This is a genomic window from Devosia sp. SD17-2 (assembly GCF_029201565.1).
Lineage (GTDB): Bacteria > Pseudomonadota > Alphaproteobacteria > Rhizobiales > Devosiaceae > Devosia.
In genome coordinates this window covers 89,670-109,925 of sequence record NZ_CP104002.1, presented here as the reverse complement: position 1 = coordinate 109,925, position 20,256 = coordinate 89,670, and the positions used below count along the sequence as shown (strand labels likewise).

Here is a 20,256-nt window from a genome sequence, read left to right as displayed (position 1 = left end):
TGGCCCGTCCTAACAAGGGACAAGGGACAAGAACAGTCACCTTCTCTTGCCCGCCGCCGCTGCCCCTCCGTAGATCCCCTCATATGGCGGTTGAGGCCGGCCTTACCCTCTTGGTGGAGACTGCAGGAACCTGGCGTCCATACCGATACCGGGAGGGTCCGCTATGTCGCTTCTGTCCGCTCTGGCGCGCAATGAGAGGGCCAGTTCCGCGGTTGAGTTTGCCATACTGACGCCGGCCTTCTTCCTGCTGCTGACCGGCATGATGGCCTATGGCATCTATTTCGGGGCAGCCATCTCGCTCCAGCAACTGGCCGCTGATTCCGCCCGCATTGCCATCGCCGGTCTCAGCGAAGCCGAGCGCAATCGCCTCGTCGACGCCTATATCGACCGCCATGCCCGCGGTTATCCGCTCATCGACCGGGCGCGCCTGCGCGCGACCATCGGCGATCATCCCGATGATCCCAGTCAGTACAGCGTGCAGCTGCGCTATGACGCCAGCCTGCTGCCGATCTGGAACCTTTATCCGCCCCTGCCGCTGCCCAGCCAGCAGATGACTGCCGGCGCAACCATTCGGCAGGGCGGGCTGTGATCGGCAGATTCCGCCAGGACGAGAACGGCAATATGGCGATCCTTTTCGGCGTCGCCTTCTCACTCGGGGTGATGATCTGTTCCATCGTCGTCGATGGCGCCGCGCTGTTTCATGAGCGACGCATGCTGCCGGCCGGTGTCGATATCGCCGCCCTGACCGCTGCGCGCGATCCCTCCCGGGGCGAGGCGCTCGCCCGCGCCGCCCTTATTGGTGCCGGGCTGGGCGACGCATTGGCAGAAGGTACGCTGACCGTGCGGCCCGGCCGCTATACCGCCAATCCCGATCTTCCCCCGGCCCAGCGCTTCGAGGTGGGCGCGCTTCCGGCCAATGCAGTCTCGGTGAGTGTCACCCATAGCGGCACGCTGCATTTTGCCAGCGCCATGGCGCCGCCGCCCGACATCAGCGCCTCGGCCATCGCAACTGTCACCCCCCGGGTTTCCTTCACCATCGGTTCGCGTCTCGCCAGTCTCGATGGCGGCATTGCCAACGCCGTTCTCGGCGCGCTGCTCGGCACCAATCTCTCGCTCTCTGCCATGGACTACAACCGGCTGGCGGGCGTGAAGGTCAACGCGCTTTCCTTTCTCGATGCGCTTGCCATCGAGATGGGGCTCGATGCGGTGAGCTATGACGATTTGCTCGCCGCCGAGGCCGGGGCCGGCCAGATCGCGGCCGCCCTGGCGCGTGTCGTAAACGGTCCCGAGCGCGGCCTGCTCAGCACCATTGCCCTGCGCGGGACCGGCAATAGCGTTCCCATCGGCCAGCTGCTCGATCTCGGCCGCTATGGGCGCCTTCATCTGCACGACGAAACCGCAGCTCTGGCCGCCGATTTTTCCGCTCTCGATATCCTGACGGCTTCGGCCGCGCTCGCCGACGGCGATGGTCAGGTGCGCCTTGCGGTCACTCCCAGCCTGCCGGGCGTTGCAAAGATCGATCTCGACCTCGCCATTGGCCAGCCGCCCCAGGGCGGGGGCTTTTATGCCCTCGGCCCCGGCGGCACCATCGTGCGCACTTCCCAGCTCCGCCTCCGCCTTGCCGTCAGGGTCCTCGCCGGGTCGGTGGTGAGCGGTGGCGTTGTTAATCTCCCCATCTGGCTCGACGTTGCCCATGCCCAGGCCCGCGTCCTCGATGCCACCTGCCCCAACCCGGATTTTCCCCAGGGCACTGCCCGCATCGCCGTGGTGCCCGGCATTCTCACCGCCGCCATCGGCGCCATGAACGACGCCCAGCTCAACGGCTTCGGCGCGCTGCCGCCGGCCAATCCGGTCAAACTGCTCGATGCGGCGCTGCTCAGCATCACCGGCTCGGCCCGGCTCACCGCCAGCCAGACGGTGCCGATCGTCCTGCAATTCTCCCCCGATGACATTGCCGCCGGCACGCTCAAGACCGCCCGCACCCAGACCATCGCCAGCTCGCTGGTAACTTCGCTCTTTGCCAATCTCGACCTGCGCGTACAGCTCGATCTTCTTGGCATCGGACTCAATCTCAACGTCATTGCCGCGAGCCTCCGGGCACTTCTCGCCCCGCTCGCCCTGCCGCTCGACGCGCTTCTCGCCAGCCTGCTCCAGACCCTGGGGATGGGTCTCGGCGAAGCCGATGTGCGCGTCTACGGCGTTCAATGCAGCGATCCCGTGCTCGTCGGCTGACCGCGTTGGTGCCGCCGAAACCGGCCTTACAAACGGGGCCTTGACATCGACCCTCTTTAGTGTGCTACTTATGCATGACACTAGTTAGGCATGACACATGGATGAGTTTCACACCAGCCAGCCGATCTTCGTCCAGATCCGGCAGCGGCTGATCGAGATGATCCTGCGCGGCACGGTGGGCGAGGGCGATCCCCTGCCCTCGGTGCGCCAGATTTCGGCAGATCTTTCGGTCAATCCGCTCACGGTCACCAAGGCCTTCGAGGCCCTGGTCGATATCGGCGTCGTCGAAAAACGGAGGGGTCTGGGCATGTTCGTTACCCAGGGCGCACGCGGCACATTGCTGTCTCACGAGCGCGAAAAGTTTCTCAAGGAAGAATGGCCGCGCATCGCCGCCCAGATCCGGGCGCTCGAACTCGACCTCAAGTCTCTGGTTTCCAATATCGCTGCGACCCCGGAGGGACCCGCAAAATGACCGATGCCCTTTCCACCATCCCGCCCGTCGTCTCCGCGCGCGGCCTCAAAAAATCCTTCGGCGGCAAAGAAATCTTGCATGGGCTGGATTTCGACATCCCCGCCGGCCGCATCTATGGCCTCATCGGCCATAATGGCGCGGGCAAGACGACGACGCTCAACGCCATGCTGGGGCTCACGAGCTATGAGGGCACCATCCGTGTCCTCGGCGAAGATCCCTTCGCCCGCCGCGCCCACCTCATGGAAAACGTCGCCTTCATCTCCGATGTGGCGAGTCTGCCGCGGTTTCTGCGGGTGCGGGAGCTGTTTGCGCTCCTCTCCAACATTCACCCCAATTTCTCCATCGATAAGGCCCGCAGCTTCCTCGAAGGCACCGACATCAAGCCCGAGATGAAGATCAAAACCCTCTCCAAGGGCATGGTCGCGCAACTGCACCTCGCGGTGGTCATGGCCATCGACGCCAAGCTCCTCGTCCTCGACGAGCCGACGCTCGGCCTCGACATCACCTATCGCAAGCGCTTCTACCGGCGGCTGCTGGAAGACTACATGACCGAGGAACGCACCCTGATCATCACCACCCACCAGGTGGACGAGATCGAGTTCATGCTCTCCGACATCATGTTCATCCGCGATGGCGATCTCATCCTGCATATGCAGATGGAGACGGTGAACGAGAAATTTTCTCAACTCGTCGCCAATGGCCCGGAGACGCAGGCCCAGGCCCGCGCCCTCAACCCCGTCTATGAAGAAACCCGCTTCGGCCAGACCGTCTTCATCTACGATGGCGTCGACCGCGCCCAGCTCGAGCCGCTTGGCCGGGTCTCCACCCCCACCATGTCTGATCTGTTCGTGGCGCTGATGCAGCGTCCCACAGCCAATCCGGAGCGCGGCCAATGAAGGCTTTTGCTGCCCTCATCCATCGCGAATTCCTCGAGCATCGCGGTGCCTTCCTCACCGGCCCGCTGATCCTCGTCGGCATTCTCTTCGGCGCCACCATCCTGGCCTTCACCGTCGGCCGGGTCGATGCGCGCTTTTCCGGCGCCCTCTTCACCCTGGCGCCTCTGCGGGTCTACGAGGTGGGCTTCCTCGGCCTCGGCTTTGGCTGGCTGCTCTATCTGCTGGTGGTTCTCGTCTTCTACTGCGCCGACGGCTTCGCCGCCGACAAGCGCAACAATGCCATGCTATTCTGGAAATCCATGCCGGTTTCCGATTTCCGCATGCTGCTCTCAAAGCTCACTGCCGCGCTCACCATCCTGCCCGGCACGGTTTTCGGCATCACCCTCCTCAGCGGGCTTCTGCTCTATGGGGTCGCCTTCACCACCATGCTGATCACCGGCACGGGCAGCTGGGCTATCCTCGGCAATATCGCCAGCGTCTATGGCCAGGTGGCCTTCGCCATCCTCGTCACCCTCGTCTGCGGGCTCCTCTGGTACCTGCCCCTCATGGGCATTGCCGGCGGTCTTGCCACGGCGCTGGGTCGCTGGGCGATCCCCGTCTCGGCGCTGCTGCCGGCGCTGATCTCGCTCCTCGAATGGGTCACGCTTGGCGGTGGCATCCATCCCTTCGCAACGAAAAGCTGGGCCTATTTCCAGGACCGCCTCTCCCCGCCCAACACGGACTATCTCGATTCCCTCTTCGTCGATGAGGCCCCTTTCAGCGCCTTCACCTATGCAACGACGCTCATCGAACAGATGGATTGGCTTCAGGTGGGTCTCGGGGTGCTGGTTGCCCTCGCCGCCCTCTACATCGCCAGCGAATACCGCCGCCGCGCCGCCGCCAATTGACGGCTGCTGCCCGCCTCTCCATTGTACCGTCGCGCCTCAAAGTGCGGCGGCAGGGGCAGGAACAATGAGCGTCCATCTGGTTTTATCGCACCCGCTGACGGACAGTCTTAATGCCCGCCTCGCCTGCGGGATCGAGGCCAATATCCGGGCCCGTGGGCTCGCCGTCGACCGGCTCGACCTCTATGCCTCGGGCTTCGAGCCTGCCCTCACCGCTGAGGAACGCCGGGCCTATTATGGCGCCATAAGACCGGGAAATAGCCCCACCGACCTCCAGCGCCGCCTCACCGATGCCCAACATCTGGTGCTGGTCTTTCCCACCTGGTGGTTCGCGCCGCCGGCCATGCTCAAGGGCTGGTTCGAGCGCGTCTGGGCACCGGGGATCGCTTTCGAGCAGGGCACGCCGATTCGTCCCCTCCTCACCAATCTCAAGTCCATCCTGGTGGTGACGACCCTCGGCTCGCCGTTCTGGTTCGATGTCGCCATCGCCCGCCAGCCGGTCAAGCAGACCCTCCGCGCCGGTCTCTTCACGTCCTGCGCCCCGCAGGCCCGTTTCCGCATGCTCTCCCTGCACTCGGCCGAAAATGTCGACGCAGCCCGTGTCGCCCGCTTCGAAAGCCGCATTGCCAAAACCATCGCCACGCTCATGTGAGCCGGTTTGGGTCTTGGCGCGATATCATGCTAGGCAGCGCAAAACCGCCGAGGCCCGCCCATGACCCTCCCGACCATCGTCAGTTTCTGGCACGGCCCGATGAGCTGGCTCGAGGCACTGTGCATCGCCGCCTTTAATCGCCAAGGCCATCGCGTCGAAGTCTTTGCCTTTGACCCGATCGAGAATTTCCCTGCCAACGCCATCTGGCGCGATGCCGCCGAACTCATGCCGCGCGAGCAATTGGTATTCTACAAGGGCAAGGGCACGCCCGCAGTCTTTTCAGATCGATTCCGCCTCGAGCTGATGCGCCGCAATCTCGGCATCTGGGCCGACCTCGACCTTTATCTGCTCAAGCCGCTCGCCCCGCCCGATGACTATCTCATGGCCTGGGAACGCCCCGGCTCGGTCAACAGCGCCGTGCTCTATATCCCGCCCGAAGCGCCGCTGCTCGGCGACCTGCTCGCTGTCTTTGACCGAGACAACCGCCCGCTCCTAGAACCCTTCCTGCCGCTCTATCGCCGCCTCGAAGTCGCGGCCCGCCGCCTCGTCGGCGACAAGGTCCCACCCGAGCATCTCCAATATGGCGCCACCGGCCCCATGGCCCTCACCCACTACGTCAGGGCGCGCGGCCTCGTCGAGAAGGTCAAACCGTCAACGACTTTCTACCCCATTCCCTATGAGGGCATTCCGGCCCTGCTTCAGCCGGGCTCGGACGTAACCTCTGCCATCCGCCCCGAAACCCTCGGCATCCACCTCTGGCGCAGCCAATTCACCAATCGCGGCCGCGCCGACATCCCCCCGCCCCCAAAAGGCAGCGCCATGCACAAACTCTGCGAAATCGAGGGAATGCTTATATAGGCGCTCGCAGAGCGAGCGCTGTTCCGCCCGGACCCATCGGCTCCTGCGTCTCCCTCCCCCTTGTGGGCTTCGAGCCGGCCAAGGGCGAAATTGCTCCGGTGAAGCAATTTCAGCCGAGAAGGCCATGAGAGCTACGCTCGAATGGCGGGGCATCCACGCACCTACCCCATCGGCTCTTTCGTCTCCCTCCCCCTTGTGGGGAGGGATCAAGGGTGGGGGTGATCCCTCCTCACCGACCCCATCAGCTCCATCGCCCCCTCGCCCCTCAGGGGGGAGGGCGGGGTGAGGGGTGAAGCCCTTCAGTATGGATAGGGCGTGCGCCCACTCACCCCAGCCGAAGCTTCTTCTTCCACCGGTGCCGCGCAAACCGATAAAACAGCTCATTGGTCATCACGTGCCGATACCAGCGCGCATAGGCGGTGGTGCGCAAAATGCCGGCCCAGAGCGCCCAGGGCTTGTTCTTGCCGGTGAAATGCAGGATCGCCGGGTCCATCGCCTCATGGGCGGGATGGGCGTCGATGACGTTCCAGCGCCAGTCGAGCTTCTGCCAGTTGTTGCGGAACACAAGGTTCAGCACGTCCTGATCATAATAGAGCCGCGGCAGCCAGTTCTTGCCGGCAATCACCGCCACCTCGCTCTTGATGTCGATCTCGCGCCATTGCGCCAGATCCACCACCAGCATGCCGGAATTGAAATAGGCATCACCGCAGTGGAAAATATCCTGGTTCTGGCGCATGTCACGCCGCCCCATGATGAACGGCGACAGCGAATCCTGCACCGCCCCCACCGGCTTTCCGCCCAGATCGACCGCGAACAGGTCTTCGATTGGCTGGCGCACCATCATGTCGCAATCGAGATAGATCACCCGCTCGATATCGGCAGGCAAAAGATCCGCCAGCAGCAGCCGCGAATAGACGACGCTTGGCCATTGTGCGCTGGCCGGCATGCCTGCGACGAAAAAGTCGAAGAGCTCCGAGCCTTGGAGCGGATAATAGCTCAGCGTCGCCCCGAACTCGCGGGAAATGCCCTCGAGGTCATACTTGTGCTCATCGCTCAGCGGCATGTGCAGAAGGTGGAACACGAGATCGCTGCGCCGCCGCGTCGAGAGGCACACCGAGCGCATCACCGCATAGGCCGGCGCCCAGAAATTGTCGTCAAAGGCGAGGGCGATGTGAATGGGCGAGGTCATGTATGGGTCCCGGCAGCGCGCTTGACGCCAAATAGGTAAATTGCGGCGCTCCCCAGCACGAGCAACACTTTGGGCACTTCCACCATCAGCAGCACATCGGTGGCGCCGCTGAGCAGCAGCCCGGCGCTGAAGCAGATCGCGAGGTAAAGCCGCGCCTTGGCATCGATTTTATGCGCCGCCCCGAAATGCGCCAGCAGTGGCGCAGCAAGCATCAGGAGGTATGCGATTAGCCCGAAGAGGCCGCAAGCCACCGTCAGGCTCAGCGCATCATTGTGGATATAGCCCCAGCCCTCGAGCGCATACCCCTCCTGCCCGATTTCGGTCAGATAGGGCATGGAGGCGGCGATCTGGCTGTGCCAGCCATGCCCGAAAAGCGGCGCGTCGAAGAACGCCCTGATCCCGGCCCGATACATTTCGACCCGATAGAGCGCAGATGTATCAGACGGAATTTCCCCGCGCAGCAGGGCGACGACGGGCTGAAACGCTTCCATCGGCCGGGTAAACCCGAAGGAATAGGCAACGGCAAAGCCCAGCACCACCAGCCCGCAGAGCACCAGCGGCAGGGCGATTTTTACCAGCCTCGGCACCGCACTGCCGCGCAGGGCGACGACGCCATAGACCAGCGCCAGGCCCAGCGCCACGATCAGCGCCGCCCGCGTTTCCGCCGCTATGGTGGCGATAACAGCGAGGACTGGCCCGAGGAGATACATCCATTTGCGCGCAGCTTTTTCGACGAGCGTGCCCCCCAGGCTCAAAAAGCCCAGCACCACGGCAAGATCGGCGAAGTGGATCGGGCTGAACCCCGGCGCAGTGGTGCGCTGCACCCCATTGAGCAAGCCATAGAGACCCACAATGGCGCAGAGCACCGTCGCCAAGAGGCACAATTGGCTGAACTTCTCGACCGTCAGCCGGTCGGCCAGCGGCGAGATGGCGAGCGCGAGCAGCGGCGTCAGCGCCAGTGGCAGGAAATCGGCGATATTGGCAAGGCTCGGCTGGCCGGGCTGCAACAAGAAGGCGAGGGCGATGATCACGAAGGCCCCAACCAGCGCACGCACGAATGGCGTCTTGAGAAGGCGCCCCATGAGGGCTCTGTCCCACCCCAGCACAAGAGCGAAGAGACTGAAAATCAGCGCCAGATAGGCTGACGCATGCCCGAACAGCGGCCACAGCGCAAAGCCCGAAATCAGCACCAGCCCTGCCGCGAGGCGGGCAAGGCGGCGACGGACGGTCTCTTCAGTAAATCGGGTCAATGGCACGGTCCGCTATTGGGGCAATCAGTTGTGCTTGTCGTTTTTCCCCGCCGGCCGGTCAAGACGAAAGGACGCCAGGCGAACCGCTTGGCGCCTCTGCGGCTTTCCATGCGTGTGACCCCGCGCTAAACATTGGCGGCGAAGGGGAGAAGCATGGCTACCTATACCGACATTGCCCGGCGGGTTTACAACCACACCTGGAAACTCGATCCGATCGTACGCAGCCTGCTCGACACGGATTTTTATAAATTGCTGATGCTGCAAATGATCTGGGGTCTCTACCCTCAGGTCAACGCCACCTTTTCGCTGATCAACCGCACCAAATCGGTCCGTCTTGCCGACGAGATCGACATTGATGAATTGCGCGCCCAGCTCGATCACTGCCGCACCCTGCGCCTCTCCAAAAAGGAGATGATCTGGCTGGCCGGTAACAGCTTTAATGGCAAGAAGCAGATTTTTCAGCCGGGCTTCCTGCGCTGGCTCGAAAATTTCCAGCTGCCCGAATATCGCCTCGAAAAGCGTGACGGCCAGTTCGTCCTCGAATTTCCCGGCCTCTGGGTCGAAACCAGCATGTGGGAAATCCCGGCTCTCGCCATCATCAACGAGCTGCGCAGCCGCGCCGCCATGAAGCCCTATGGCCCCTTCACCCTTGACGTGCTCTACGCGCGCGCCAAGGCCAAGATGTGGGAAAAGGTCGAGCGCCTGCAAAAGCTCCCGGATCTGAAAATCTCCGATTTCGGCACGCGCCGCCGTCATTCCTTCCTCTGGCAGCGCTGGTGCGTGGAAGCCCTCAAGGAAGGCATCGGGGAAAATTTCACCGGCACCTCCAACGTCAAGCTGGCCATGGATACAGACCTCGAGGCATTGGGCACAAATGCCCACGAGCTGCCCATGGTGCTGGCCGCCCTCGCCCGCTCCGACGAGGAACTGCGCGAAGCGCCTTACCGCGTCCTTCAGGACTGGAAGAGCTATTACGGCGGTAATCTGCTCATCGTCCTGCCTGACGCTTTCGGCACCGACGCCTTCCTCCGCGATGCGCCCGACTGGGTCGCCGACTGGACCGGCTTCCGTCCCGACAGTGCCCCGGCCATCGAAGGCGGCGAAAAGATCATCGAGTTCTGGAAGTCCCGCGGCCGCGATCCCCGGGAGAAGCTCCTGATCTTCTCGGACGGGCTCGATGTCGACATGATCGAGGAGGCCTATCTCCATTTCGACGGCAAGGTGCGCATGAGTTTTGGCTGGGGCACCAACCTCACCAATGATTTCGAGGATTGCGCGCCCGATCTCAATCCGCGCCTCAAGCCGATTTCCATCGTCGCCAAGGTGTCGGAAGCCAATGGCCGCCCGGCGGTCAAACTGTCGGATAACCCGGCCAAGGCTACCGGAGATGACGCCGAGATCGCGCGCTATATTCGTGTCTTCGGCGACACCGGGCGCACCGAGCACGCCGTCCGGGTTTAGCTCGCCAAAAGTGAAGGGCGTCAGCCCTTTACCTCGCCCGATCCGAAATTATCCTTATTGTGGAGAAACTTACCGGCTTTTCACGCATTAACCGGGCGTGAACCATCGGAGGCCAGTGTGCCTTCGGGGGCTCCCCCGGAGCCAGGTATGAGTCTTGAATTAATTGATATTACGCTGGCAGAACGCCAGCTCCATCCCAGACTAGCCAATCGTGTCACCGGAAAGGTGCGCGCCATTCTCACCGAGGAACTCGGTGGGGTCGCTCAGCGCCATGAACTGCTGATCCCGGCGTGGGTCGAGCTCAGGGACGGCATGACCGACGAGGATGTGGACCTTGCCCTTCTGGTCAAGGCAGCCGAAATTGTCGGTCGCCTCAAGACGCGTCTCGGCTAGGTCCGGGGCGCCAGCGGGGCCATTGCGCCGCCGCTTCTTAGCAGATCAAGATAGCGCCGATGAACGAGTGCCTGCGGCGGGATCGGTTCCGCTGTCTGTCTGGGCGCTGCCGGGCGATGCCGATAGCGCGCCGCGGTGGCGAAATAGCGCGCCTGCTCCGCCAGCCGATGTGATCTCAGCCGTTCCTCGTCACGGCGAAACCATGTCAGCGTCACGATGACGATCGCCCAGATCGCAACAATTTCCCAAGGCATGACGAGATCCTCTTTTCGGGCTCGTCATAGCTAACAGTCTGTTAACATCAAAACGACAAGTGCGGTTAAGCCTAACGCCTAAACTTGCGTCGATTTTGGGGGCAGGCTTCCGCCCCGGTTGAGCCCCACCAGCATCGCCCGAACCTCGTTTTCCGCCGCCTTGGTGATGGCCTTGCGGTCCGCTCCTTCCCGCAGAACCTGCGGTGCGCCAAAGGCAATCGTCACATCCTTGACCGGGCCGGAGAGTATGTCGCGGATGTTCTGCTTGACTGTCTTGGATTTGACCCATGCCACCATGGCGCGCTCGTTACGGCTGATCGGCAGGCCCTGAAGTCCGGTGTAAGCTATCGTCAGAGGCTGGATATTTACCTCGGATGCCCCGGCTGACGTCATGGCCACCTGGGCGGCGCCCACGAGCGCCGAGCGGAACGGCAGCACATGGGTGCCGATGTCGGATTGCCCTTCGGCAAAGAGAACCACAGTCTCGCCCTTGGCCATCGCCTGGCCCATGGCCTTGGCCGTCCGTCCCGTATCGCTGCGCCGCGTGCGGTCGACATAGACGGTCTTTTGCAACCGCGCCATCAGTCCCACAAAGGGCCATTCGCCCACTTCCCGCTTGGCGACGAAAACCACCGGCGCCACCGCCCCGATGGCGATGATATCGGTCCAGGAAATATGGTTTGAAACCAGGAGGGTAGGCCGTCCCCTGGCGACTTCGCCGATCACCCGGACGCGCAGCCCGAGGAAGAAACACCCCAGCTTGTGGAAGAGCCGCGGGATCGTATGCCAGAACGGCCGGTTGAACCCGATGATCAGGGCCTGGAGCGGAATGGCGATGATCAGGAAAGGCACGAAGACAAGAATAAAGAACAGGCTGCGAAAGATCATTCGCCAGACTGGTCCTTTCCGCCTTTCCCGTCACTGAGTGGCACTGCGTAGAGCTCGAGCCGGTGGTCAACCAGCCGGTACCCCAGGCGCTTGGCAATAACTTCTTGAATCGCCTCGATTTCCTCGTTCCGGAATTCGATAACCTTGCCGCTGCGAATGTCGATCAGGTGGTCATGATGTTCATCGGGAATGAGTTCGAACCGCGCCCGACCGTCCTTGAAATCATGCTTGGTGACCAGCCCCGCCTCTTCGAACAGATTGACCGTCCGATAGACCGTCGACAGCGAAATACGCGCGTCGATTGCCGAGGCCCGGCGATAGAGCTCCTCGACGTCGGGGTGATCCTTGGAATCTTCGATGACCCGGGCAATGACGCGACGCTGGTCGGTCATGCGCATGCCGCGCGCCACGCAGGCTTCTTCCAGCGTCGGATCCGACGGAATTTTGCTCATGCCATCTCTCCAGCCAGGCCCGCTCAGACGGGGTTACCCAAGATCGCGCGCCATGACAAGCGCGGTCGCGGCGCTGCCATCGGGGTGGGTATAATAGCCTTTTCGGCTGGAAATGGTCACAAAACCGAGCCGTTTATAGAGTGCAATCGCCGGGCTATTGTTCTCGTCCACCTCAAGAAACATCTTCCTGGCAGGCGACATCAAAAGGTCGGCAAACACCGCCTGCAACAGCGCCCGGCCCACCCCCTTGCTGCGCCATTTTGGCTCAACGGCAATGCTGAGCAATTCGGCTTCGTCGGCCACAGTGCGGATCACGGCAAACCCGGCGATCCGGCGCTTGGCGTCGCAGGCGACATAAACGGGCGTGGCCTTGTCCGAAAGAAAAGTGACAAAGTCGGCCACCGGCCAGCCACGGTAAAAGCCGGCGGCATGAAGCTTGGCCAGCGCTGCGGCGTCCTCAGCTTCGGCCGGCTCCACATGCAGCCCGTTCGGGGCCATCCACAGCTTGTCCATCAGGCACCTAGCCTTGGAATACGCGCGGCGGTCTGCGGCTTGGCGTCAGCATCGCGCACATAGGCGGCATTGGGCGGATAGTCGGCGGCGTCGGCGCTGGCGGCAAAGCGGGCGATGGCGGTGATATCGACAAACGGTTCGGTGATAAGGGGATAGCCGGCAGGAACAGCGGCTTGCGCCTCCACCATCGGCATCAAACGTGCTGGCGTCTCTGCCACGCCCGGCCCTGAGAACAGCTGCAGATAGGCCTCGCTGCGCCGCGCGTCCAGCAGCACCGCCACCGGCCCGCTGGCGCTCAGCGACAGGCCGAGGAGGCTCGGGACACCGATCACCGGCAATTTACGCGCCAGCCCCAGTCCCCGCGCCGCCGAAAGGCCGATGCGCAGGCCGGTAAAGGAGCCAGGCCCCGTGGTGACGGCAATGCGCGCGATATCGCCGTGGCCAAGCCCGTTCCGGGCCAGCAATTCGCCGAGGCGCTCGAACAGGAGTTCGGCATGGCCGGTGGCCACGTGGTCGACAAGACTGTCGGCGCGCCCATCGGCGCGGAGCAGCCCGAGCTGCAGCCGCGGCGCGGCCGTATCGATGGCAAGGGTAACGGGCATGTCGGTCATGGCGTCTCCGCTGCGCCCTCTTGAGGCGTTCTGGGCTCGTAGCGCTCAAACTCTTGCGAGTCCACCGCCTTGACGCTGTGCGCCTGGCGGGGCGACCTTGCCCTCATGCTCCCTGATTCGCGTCGTCCCGCTTCATGACCTGGCTCGCCGAAACGACCATGCTCAGCCATGGCTGGCGTCGCTTCCTTTTGCTTCTCGTCGCGGGAGCCGTGGCAGGCCTGTCGGTGCCGCCCTTTTTTATCCTGCCGGCGCTGTTTCTCACCATGCCTGTCTGGGTCTGGGCGCTCGATGGCGCCGAGCGGCGCAAAGGCTGGCGCCGCATCTTCGGCCCGGCCTTTACCATCGGTTTTGCCTTTGGCTGGGGCTATTTCACCGTCGCCTTTCATTGGCTCGGCGCTGCCTTTTTTGTTGATGGGGGCTGGTTCCTAGCAGCCATGCCACCCGCCATTCTGGCGCTCGCGGCTCTCATCGCGCTGTTCTGGGGTTTTGCCAGCGCGCTGGCCCATCTCACCTGGAGCCATGGTGGCGCCCGCATCGTCGGCCTCGCCAGCTGGCTGGCGGTGGCCGAATTCGCCCGTGGCCATGTGTTCACCGGCTTTCCGTTTGATCTCCTCGGCTATGCGCTGACCGGTTCGGAAGAGATGATGCAACTCGCCTCGGTGATCGGCGTCTATGGGCTCACCTTCCTTGCCCCGCTCATGGCCATGACCCCGGCGCTGATCTGGCCGGCCGATGATCGCCCCATGGGCCAGCGGCTTGCCCCGCTCTTTGTGGTGCTGCTCGTCCTTTCCGCTCAGCTTGGCTATGGCTGGAACCGCATGACCGGCACCGTCTCCACCGAGCGTCAGGATGTGGCAATGCGGCTGGTTCAGCCCCTCGTTTATGAGCATTCCGATTTCGGCAATGTCGATCCGGTCGCGCTGATCGATCGGCTGCTGATGCTGTCAGACATGCGCATGGACCCGACCGATCAGGGCCTGGCTGACATCACCCATCTGGTATGGCCCGAATCGAGCGTGCCCTTTTTCCTCTCGACCTATCCGGATGCTTTGGCGCGCATCGCCCGAACCTTGCCCGAGGGGGCAACGCTTCTGGCCGGTGTCCCCCGCCAGCCTTATGAGATGCGCCCGGGGATGCCGGCGAGCGCGCCCTATAATTCGGTCGTCGCCATTAACAGCGACGGCGAAGTCATTTCCTCCTACGACAAATCCCATCTGGTGCCGTTTGGCGAATATCTGCCGTTCCAGGAGTTTTTCAGCCAATTCGGTCTCAAGCAGTTCGTTCCGGGCGCTGATGGCTGGGCCCATGGCGACCGGCGTCGCCGCCTGATGGGCCTGCCGGGCGCCCCGGCTGCGCTGATTCTCGTCTGCTACGAAATTCTCTTCTCCGGCGATCTCGGCGACACCGCGGGGGCGCAATATCTGCTCAATGTCACCAATGACGCCTGGTTCGATGGCTCGGTCGGCCCGGCTCAGCATGCTCACCACGCACGTCTCAGGGCGGTCGAGGAGGGCATGAGCCTGGTGCGGGCCGCCAATAGCGGCCTCACCTTTGTCACCGACCCCATTGGTAGGATAACCGCCCAACTCGCGCCCCAGCAGATGGCCGCGCTCGATGCGCGCCCGCATCAAAAGCTTCCGACCACAATCTTTGCCCAGATCCGGCACTGGCCGCTGGTCATCGCCATCATTGCCGGCGTGATGATCAGTTTCGTTTCGTCACGAAAAAACCGCCGTCGCCTGCCCTATTGATTCTGCGCGGCGCAGCACGAACACCGTTTCCAGACGACTGGGAACGGGTCTGCGATTCGGAACGATCGATAAAACAAGCGCTTGGAAAGTTTTTGCCGCATCACCGGGCAGATGACGCCTGCGCAATGCTTCACACAGAACAGAAGCCCGAAACGACGAAAGGCCGGACTTGCGTCCGACCTTTTCATCAACCCACCGAAGTGGGAGAATTGGAGCGGGCGATGGGATTCGAACCCACGACCCTAACCTTGGCAAGGTTATGCTCTACCCCTGAGCTACACCCGCGCTCCGTATTCAACGTCAGTGCCTTGCGGCGCCTTCGTTTTCATCGTCAGCGCCTTGCAGCGCTTCGATGAGTGGCTATATGCCCAATGGCACTGCCGATTGCAACCCCAGTTTTCATTTTTCATGTTATCGTCTTGAAAGGCTGTGGAAACTAGGGCTTGCCACCCACAGGTCGCGGGCGCAAAAAGGCCCGCGAACGCTTAGAAAAATGCGAAAGACGCGAGAGCTTCAATGTCGATTTCCATGAATGGCGCCAATGGCGCAGCCCCCGCAGCGGCCGCTCAACTGGTTCGCGATTCTTCCGATGCCGCGTTCAAGGTCGACGTCATCGACGCTTCTCTCGAAGCTCCGGTTCTGGTGGATTTCTGGGCCCCCTGGTGCGGCCCCTGCCGCCAGCTGACCCCGGCGCTGGAAAAAGTTGTCGCGGAAAAGGCCGGCAAGATCAGGCTGGTGAAGATCAATATCGACGAACATCCTGGCGTCGCTGGCCAACTCGGCGTTCAGTCCATTCCTGCCGTGTTCGCCTTCGCCGGCGGCCGTCCGGTCGATGGTTTCATGGGCGCAATGCCCGAAGGCGAGGTGCGCCGCTTCGCTGATCGCGTCATTGCGGCCGCGCCGGCCGGTGCTGCGCCCGCAGATTCGCTCGAGGCCCAGATCGCCGATGCGCTCAAAGTTGCCGAACAGGCTGTGGCTGCCGGTGATCTCGGCCAGGCGGCCCAGATTTTTGGCATGGTGTTGCAGCATGCGCCTGAAAACGAGGTCGCACTCGTCGGCCTTGCGGGCGTCTATATGACCGCCGATGAAGTCGAACAGGCCAAGGCAACGCTCGAAATGGTCCCCGAGGACAAGCGCACGGGCGACGCCTATCAGGCGATCTCCAATGCCATCCGCCTCAAGGAAGAAGCTGCGGGCCTGTCCGAATCGGCCACGCTCGAAGCTGCCATTGCTGCCGACCCCGATAATTTCCAGGCGCGCTTTGATCTTGCCATGGTGCTCAATGCCGAAGGCAAGCGCCTTGAGGCCGCAGAGGCCCTTGTCGCCATCTTCAAGCGCGACCGCAGCTGGAACGAGGATGCGGCCCGCAAGAAGCTTCTCGAATTCTTTGAGGCCTGGGGCCCCAAGGAGCCTGCCACGCTCAAGGGTCGGCGCCTGCTCTCGGCCGCCCTGTTCTCCTAGTAGGCCACTTCATGCCCAAGCGTCCCGCCAGCTCCGCTGATTTGCCCAAATCAGTGCCGCTCTTTCCCCTGTCAGGCGCCCTGCTCCTGCCGTTCTCGCATCGGCCGTTCAACATCTTTGAGCCGCGCTATATCGATATGGTCGATGCGGCGCTGCGAGGGGATCGGCTGATCGGGCTGATCCAGCCCGAGGACACGAGCGAGGAAAGCCCCAAGGGGCAGGTCGCGCTCCAGAAGATCGGCTGCCTTGGTCGGCTGACCCATTTCGAGGAAAACGCCGAGGGGCGCTATTTCATCATCCTCGAAGGGGTGACCCGCTTCCGCCTCATCCACGAGCTCTCGGTCGAGACGCCCTATCGCCAGGGCGTGATTTCCGGCGAGGCCTATGAGGCCGATTATGATCGCACGGCCGGGGAAGCGGCCGTCGATCGCGCCCGCTTCCTGAAGATGATGCGCGACTACGCCGAATACGCATCCATCGAGCTCAACTGGGAAGAAATTGAACAGACCGGTACCGCCGATCTCGTCAATTTTTGCTGCATGGTCTCGCCCTATGGCGCGGCCGAAAAACAGGTGCTGCTGGAGGCCAATACCCTCAGCGACCGGGCAGAAACCCTCATTGCTATGACGGAATACGAAATGGCCAAGGGCGGCAATGACGCCGCTCCGCTCAACTGATGGTCGGGCCCGCTGCCGATCCGCGCCATGCGCTTGATGTGCGCACGCTCGAAATGCTGGTCTGCCCGCTCACAAAGACGCGCCTCAGCCTCTCGTCTGACAAAACCGAGCTGATCTCGGTGGCTGCACGGCTGGCTTTTCCCATCGTGCGCGGCGTGCCCCTCCTCAGCCTCGATGAGGCGCGCAATATCGAGCCGGACGAGATCAAGGCGGTCGCAACCCCGACCGAGTGAGAGCCGAAACAAAAACGGGCGGGGTTTTCCCCGCCCGTCTGATTCTCACCGTTCGCGAGGGGCTTAAAGCCCGTCGGTCACCACATGGCTGAAGGCGCCTTCAGGCTCCTTGGTGATGGCCGGATTTTCCGGCGACACGGCCGAGAGCAGCGTATCGACGGTCTGGCGGTAATCGGCTTCGTCGAGCACACCGGTCGAGCCTTCGGTGAGCTTGTTGACCTCGGAGACCTGATAGAGCTGGTCTTCCACGGTCATCGACCCGGTCATGTCATTGTCCACCACGATCTGGGCGGCTTCTTCCGCATTGGCCCGGGCATAGTCCCAGCCCTTCATCGAGGCGCGGACGAACTTGGTCATCTTCTCGACAAAGGCCGGGTCGGCCAGCTTGTCTTCGAGCACATAGAGCCCGTCCTCAAGCATGCCGACGCCCTCGTCGCGATAATTGAAGACGGTCAGCTCTTCCGGGGTGAGACCGGCGCGCAGCACTTGACCATACTCATTATAGGTCATGGTCGAGATACAGGCCGCCTGCTTCTGGATCAGCGGGTCGACGTTGAAGGCTTGCTTGAGCACTTCCACGCCCTCGGCGCCGCCTTCGGTGGAGAGGCCGAGTTTGGCCATCCAGGCGTAGAACGGATATTCATTGCCGAAGAACCAGACGCCAAGTGTCTTGCCGGCAAAGTCATCCGTGGTCTCGACGCCGGCTTCCTTGAGGCAGGTCAGCAACAGGCCCGACTGCTTGAACGGCTGAGCGATATTGACCAGCGGCACGCCGCGTTCGCGGGCGGCAAGGCCCGGCGCCATCCAGGTGGTGATGACGTCGGCGCCACCGCCGGCAATCACCTGCTCGGGCGCGATGTCCGGGCCACCGGGCTTGATTTCGACATTGAGGCCCTCTTCCTCATAAAACCCCTTGGCCTGGGCCACGTAATAGCCAGCGAACTGGCCCTGGGTGACCCATTTCAGCTGCAGCGTCACCGAATTGTCCTGAGCCAATGCGGCTCCGGAGGCGGTGAGCGTCATGGCCCCTGCCAGTGCACCAATAAGAAGTTTTTTCATTCCCTCGTTCCCTTCAGTTCGGCTCCGTCCTCATGCACCACGCACGGACGGATGCCAGAAGGTGACGCGCCGCTCGACCAGCGTGATCACCCCATAGAAGACCGAGCCCGCGACGGCCGCCACCGCGATTTCGGCCCACACCATGTCGACATTCATCCGGCCGACTTCGGTAGAAATCCGGAAGCCCATCCCCACAATGGGCGTCCCGAAGAATTCCGCTACGATTGCGCCGATCAAGGCCAGAGTCGAGTTGATCTTGAGGGCGTTGAATATGAAGGGCGCCGCAGCGGGAAGACGCAGCTTCATAAGGGTTTGCCAGTAACCGGCAGCATAGGTGCGCATCAGATCGCGCTCGATGACGCTCGAGGCATTGAGCCCGGCCACCGTGTTCACCAGCATTGGGAAGAAGGTCATGATGACGACAACGGCCGCCTTGGAGGGCCAGTCGAAGCCGAACCACATGACCATGATCGGCGCCACGCCAACAATGGGCAGCGCCGAGACCAGATTGCCGAGTGGCAAGAGGCCTGATTTGAGGAAGGGCGAGCGATCGATGAGGATTGCCACCACAAAGCCGGCGCCACATCCCAGCACATAGCCGATCAGCACCGCCTTCAGGAATGTCTGCTGGAAATCGGCCCAGAGCGTTCCGGCTGAAGCTGCGATCCGCGCCCCGATCATCGAGGGTGGCGGCAGGATCACCTGGGGCACATTGGCCCCCCGCGTCACCACTTCCCAGATGACGAGAATGGAAAGCCCGAACACGACGGGGATGAGAAGCCCCAACCGGGCCGAATCGGCAATCCCCGGCGCCAGAAACCGCGACAGGCGCTCGACAAAGAGCCAGGCAAAAAGCCAGGTGGCGATCAGCGCCAGCCAGAAAAAGGCCGGCGCTGGCGAAAAGAGGCTGAGGCTGGTGAGCAGTGCCACCGTGCCCAGAAAGGCCAGCGCCGCATCAGCCCAGAGCCCGACCGGCACCAGGAGCCCCACCAGCGACAGGCTCCCCAGAACGAGAAAGGCTTTGACCAGCATGGCCTGCTCGAACGGCCCGGACATCAGCCCGAAGACAAGCCCAAAGAGGCTGATGCCGCCGGCGACAATGGCGAGATAATGCTGCAATTGTGTCATGCCGGTCGCGCCCCCATCGCCCGGTTGACGAGTTTTTCAACCAGCCCCACCGCCGTTACGAGCAGGGCCGCAAGGATGGACGCGACCACCAGCGCCGACCAGATCTGCGTGGTCTGGCTATAGTAGGAGCCCGCGAGGAGGCGCGCGCCCAGCCCGGCCACGGCGCCGGTCGGGAGTTCGCCGACAATGGCGCCCACAAGGCTGGCGGCGACGCCGACCTTGAGCGAGGCAAAAAGATAGGGCACCGAAGCCGGCCAGCGCAGTTTCCAGAAGGTCTGGTTGGCGGTGGCATTATAGGTGTGCATGAGGTCGAGCTGGATCGCCTCTGGGCTGCGCAGACCCTTCACCATGCCCACGGCCACCGGGAAGAAGCTGAGATAGGCCGAAATGATTGCCTTGCTCATCAACCGCGCGGGATCGGTGGGAATGCCCAGCGTCCCGGTGAAAATATTAAAGCCGATGACCACGATAAGCGGGGCCAGCGCCAGGATGGGAATGGTCTGGCTAGCGACTATCCAGGGCATAAGCGAGCGGTTCATCGCCTCATTGTGGACGATCAGCACCGCCAGCCCGATCCCCAGCAGCGAGCCGAAGACAAAGCCCAGCCCCGTGGCCGAGAAGGTCACCCAGGCGTGAAAGATCAGGCTGCGCGGCTTGTCGGGCGCCACCAGCATGGTGGAATTCCAGACCTCGCGGCCGACCTGATGCGGCAGCGGCAGCACCGGCTTTTCCTGGTTCCAGGCGTCCATGGCAAACTGCGTGAACGGCACATTTTCAACACCGGCCCGCCGATAGACGTCGTTCTGCCACTGTGCATTCATGCCCAGCGCCGCGACATACCAGATGACACCAATGGCAAGGATGACGGTGAGGATGGGAAGGAGGCGGTTCATCTCCGGTCACCCCCACCCAAGCTCCCCCTCGAAGGGGGAGGAGTGATGC

23 protein-coding genes and 1 tRNA gene are annotated in these 20,256 nt (G+C 62.8%); 13 read left to right on the top strand and 11 right to left on the bottom strand.

Annotation, left to right across the window (positions count from 1 at the left end; all coding sequences use genetic code 11):
* The first annotated feature begins 163 nt into the window (after nucleotides 1-163).
* From NYQ88_RS00525 to NYQ88_RS00495, 7 genes are all read left to right on the top strand, one after another.
* Nucleotides 164-589 (top strand): TadE/TadG family type IV pilus assembly protein, encoded by a 426-nt coding sequence (locus tag NYQ88_RS00525; RefSeq protein WP_275653046.1) that lies wholly within the window; start codon nucleotides 164-166, stop codon nucleotides 587-589.
* The gene (locus NYQ88_RS00520) at nucleotides 586-2,232 is read left to right on the top strand and encodes a TadG family pilus assembly protein (protein WP_275653045.1); all 1,647 of its coding nucleotides are present in this window, start codon (nucleotides 586-588) and stop codon (nucleotides 2,230-2,232) included. The genes NYQ88_RS00525 and NYQ88_RS00520 overlap by 4 nt, the downstream gene beginning before the upstream one ends.
* A 97-nt stretch (nucleotides 2,233-2,329) precedes the next feature.
* Nucleotides 2,330-2,704: a GntR family transcriptional regulator gene (locus tag NYQ88_RS00515; protein ID WP_275653043.1), complete on the top strand. Its 375-nt coding sequence runs from the start codon at nucleotides 2,330-2,332 to the stop codon at nucleotides 2,702-2,704.
* A complete protein-coding gene (locus tag NYQ88_RS00510) occupies nucleotides 2,701-3,600 on the top strand; it encodes an ABC transporter ATP-binding protein (protein ID WP_275653042.1) in 900 nt (299 codons plus the stop codon). Before NYQ88_RS00515 ends, NYQ88_RS00510 begins: the two co-directional genes overlap by 4 nt.
* Nucleotides 3,597-4,487 (top strand): hypothetical protein, encoded by an 891-nt coding sequence (locus NYQ88_RS00505; protein ID WP_275653041.1) that lies wholly within the window; start codon nucleotides 3,597-3,599, stop codon nucleotides 4,485-4,487. Before NYQ88_RS00510 ends, NYQ88_RS00505 begins: the two co-directional genes overlap by 4 nt.
* A gap of 64 nt (nucleotides 4,488-4,551) precedes the next feature.
* Entirely contained in the window at nucleotides 4,552-5,136 is a 585-nt protein-coding gene (locus tag NYQ88_RS00500; RefSeq protein ID WP_275653040.1) for an NAD(P)H-dependent oxidoreductase, read from the top strand.
* Nucleotides 5,137-5,196: 60 nt separating this feature from the next.
* Nucleotides 5,197-5,994 (top strand): hypothetical protein, encoded by a 798-nt coding sequence (locus NYQ88_RS00495; RefSeq protein WP_275653039.1) that lies wholly within the window; start codon nucleotides 5,197-5,199, stop codon nucleotides 5,992-5,994.
* Nucleotides 5,995-6,319: 325 nt separating this feature from the next.
* Here the strand turns inward: NYQ88_RS00495 and NYQ88_RS00490 are convergent, their stop codons facing one another.
* The gene (locus tag NYQ88_RS00490) at nucleotides 6,320-7,183 is read right to left on the bottom strand and encodes a glycosyltransferase family 8 protein (protein ID WP_275653038.1); all 864 of its coding nucleotides are present in this window, start codon (nucleotides 7,181-7,183) and stop codon (nucleotides 6,320-6,322) included.
* Nucleotides 7,180-8,433 (bottom strand): O-antigen ligase family protein, encoded by a 1,254-nt coding sequence (locus tag NYQ88_RS00485; protein ID WP_275653037.1) that lies wholly within the window; start codon nucleotides 8,431-8,433, stop codon nucleotides 7,180-7,182. The genes NYQ88_RS00490 and NYQ88_RS00485 overlap by 4 nt, the downstream gene beginning before the upstream one ends.
* Before the next feature lie 153 nt (nucleotides 8,434-8,586).
* On the opposite strand from NYQ88_RS00485, the gene pncB reads away from it, so the two are divergent.
* Both pncB and NYQ88_RS00475 read left to right on the top strand, forming a co-directional pair.
* Nucleotides 8,587-9,894: a nicotinate phosphoribosyltransferase gene (pncB, locus tag NYQ88_RS00480; protein ID WP_275653036.1), complete on the top strand. Its 1,308-nt coding sequence runs from the start codon at nucleotides 8,587-8,589 to the stop codon at nucleotides 9,892-9,894.
* A gap of 147 nt (nucleotides 9,895-10,041) precedes the next feature.
* Nucleotides 10,042-10,287, top strand: a complete 246-nt coding sequence (locus NYQ88_RS00475) for a hypothetical protein (protein WP_275653035.1) — start codon at nucleotides 10,042-10,044, stop codon at nucleotides 10,285-10,287.
* On the opposite strand, the gene NYQ88_RS00470 is transcribed toward NYQ88_RS00475, so the two are convergent.
* The 5 genes from NYQ88_RS00470 to tsaB all read right to left on the bottom strand — a co-directional run bounded on the left by NYQ88_RS00470 (nucleotide 10,284) and on the right by tsaB (nucleotide 13,005).
* Nucleotides 10,284-10,541 (bottom strand): hypothetical protein, encoded by a 258-nt coding sequence (locus NYQ88_RS00470; RefSeq protein WP_275653034.1) that lies wholly within the window; start codon nucleotides 10,539-10,541, stop codon nucleotides 10,284-10,286. The two genes, NYQ88_RS00475 and NYQ88_RS00470, sit on opposite strands and share 4 nt — an antisense overlap.
* Nucleotides 10,542-10,619: 78 nt before the next feature.
* Nucleotides 10,620-11,429 (bottom strand): lysophospholipid acyltransferase family protein, encoded by an 810-nt coding sequence (locus NYQ88_RS00465; protein ID WP_275653033.1) that lies wholly within the window; start codon nucleotides 11,427-11,429, stop codon nucleotides 10,620-10,622.
* The gene (locus tag NYQ88_RS00460) at nucleotides 11,426-11,881 is read right to left on the bottom strand and encodes a Fur family transcriptional regulator (protein WP_275653032.1); all 456 of its coding nucleotides are present in this window, start codon (nucleotides 11,879-11,881) and stop codon (nucleotides 11,426-11,428) included. Before NYQ88_RS00460 ends, NYQ88_RS00465 begins: the two co-directional genes overlap by 4 nt.
* A 33-nt stretch (nucleotides 11,882-11,914) precedes the next feature.
* On the bottom strand, nucleotides 11,915-12,394 hold the full coding sequence (gene rimI / locus NYQ88_RS00455) for a ribosomal protein S18-alanine N-acetyltransferase (RefSeq protein WP_275653031.1): 480 nt from the start codon (nucleotides 12,392-12,394) through the stop codon (nucleotides 11,915-11,917).
* A complete protein-coding gene (tsaB, locus tag NYQ88_RS00450) occupies nucleotides 12,394-13,005 on the bottom strand; it encodes a tRNA (adenosine(37)-N6)-threonylcarbamoyltransferase complex dimerization subunit type 1 TsaB (RefSeq protein ID WP_275653030.1) in 612 nt (203 codons plus the stop codon). The genes rimI and tsaB overlap by 1 nt, the downstream gene beginning before the upstream one ends.
* Before the next feature lie 134 nt (nucleotides 13,006-13,139).
* On the opposite strand from tsaB, the gene lnt reads away from it, so the two are divergent.
* A complete protein-coding gene (lnt, locus tag NYQ88_RS00445; protein WP_275653029.1) occupies nucleotides 13,140-14,756 on the top strand; it encodes an apolipoprotein N-acyltransferase in 1,617 nt (538 codons plus the stop codon).
* 210 nt (nucleotides 14,757-14,966) lie between these two features.
* Here the strand turns inward: lnt and NYQ88_RS00440 are convergent.
* Nucleotides 14,967-15,041, bottom strand: a tRNA-Gly gene (locus NYQ88_RS00440).
* Between the two features lie 231 nt (nucleotides 15,042-15,272).
* On the opposite strand from NYQ88_RS00440, the gene NYQ88_RS00435 reads away from it, so the two are divergent.
* From NYQ88_RS00435 to NYQ88_RS00425, 3 genes are read left to right on the top strand one after another with little or no spacing between them, the layout of a single operon-like run.
* Complete coding sequence (locus NYQ88_RS00435; protein ID WP_275653028.1) at nucleotides 15,273-16,217, top strand: co-chaperone YbbN; 945 nt, start codon at nucleotides 15,273-15,275, stop codon at nucleotides 16,215-16,217.
* Between the two features lie 11 nt (nucleotides 16,218-16,228).
* Nucleotides 16,229-16,894: an LON peptidase substrate-binding domain-containing protein gene (locus NYQ88_RS00430; protein WP_275653027.1), complete on the top strand. Its 666-nt coding sequence runs from the start codon at nucleotides 16,229-16,231 to the stop codon at nucleotides 16,892-16,894.
* Complete coding sequence (locus tag NYQ88_RS00425; protein WP_275653026.1) at nucleotides 16,894-17,127, top strand: Trm112 family protein; 234 nt, start codon at nucleotides 16,894-16,896, stop codon at nucleotides 17,125-17,127. The genes NYQ88_RS00430 and NYQ88_RS00425 overlap by 1 nt, the downstream gene beginning before the upstream one ends.
* Nucleotides 17,128-17,190: 63 nt before the next feature.
* On the opposite strand, the gene NYQ88_RS00420 is transcribed toward NYQ88_RS00425, so the two are convergent.
* The 3 genes from NYQ88_RS00420 to NYQ88_RS00410 all read right to left on the bottom strand — a co-directional run bounded on the left by NYQ88_RS00420 (nucleotide 17,191) and on the right by NYQ88_RS00410 (nucleotide 20,207).
* Entirely contained in the window at nucleotides 17,191-18,150 is a 960-nt protein-coding gene (locus NYQ88_RS00420; protein WP_275654977.1) for an ABC transporter substrate-binding protein, read from the bottom strand.
* Nucleotides 18,151-18,216: 66 nt separating this feature from the next.
* Nucleotides 18,217-19,314, bottom strand: coding sequence for an ABC transporter permease (locus NYQ88_RS00415; protein ID WP_275653025.1), 1,098 nt, complete (start codon nucleotides 19,312-19,314; stop codon nucleotides 18,217-18,219).
* Nucleotides 19,311-20,207: an ABC transporter permease gene (locus NYQ88_RS00410; protein ID WP_275653024.1), complete on the bottom strand. Its 897-nt coding sequence runs from the start codon at nucleotides 20,205-20,207 to the stop codon at nucleotides 19,311-19,313. The genes NYQ88_RS00415 and NYQ88_RS00410 overlap by 4 nt, the downstream gene beginning before the upstream one ends.
* Between the last annotated feature and the right edge of the window lie 49 nt (nucleotides 20,208-20,256).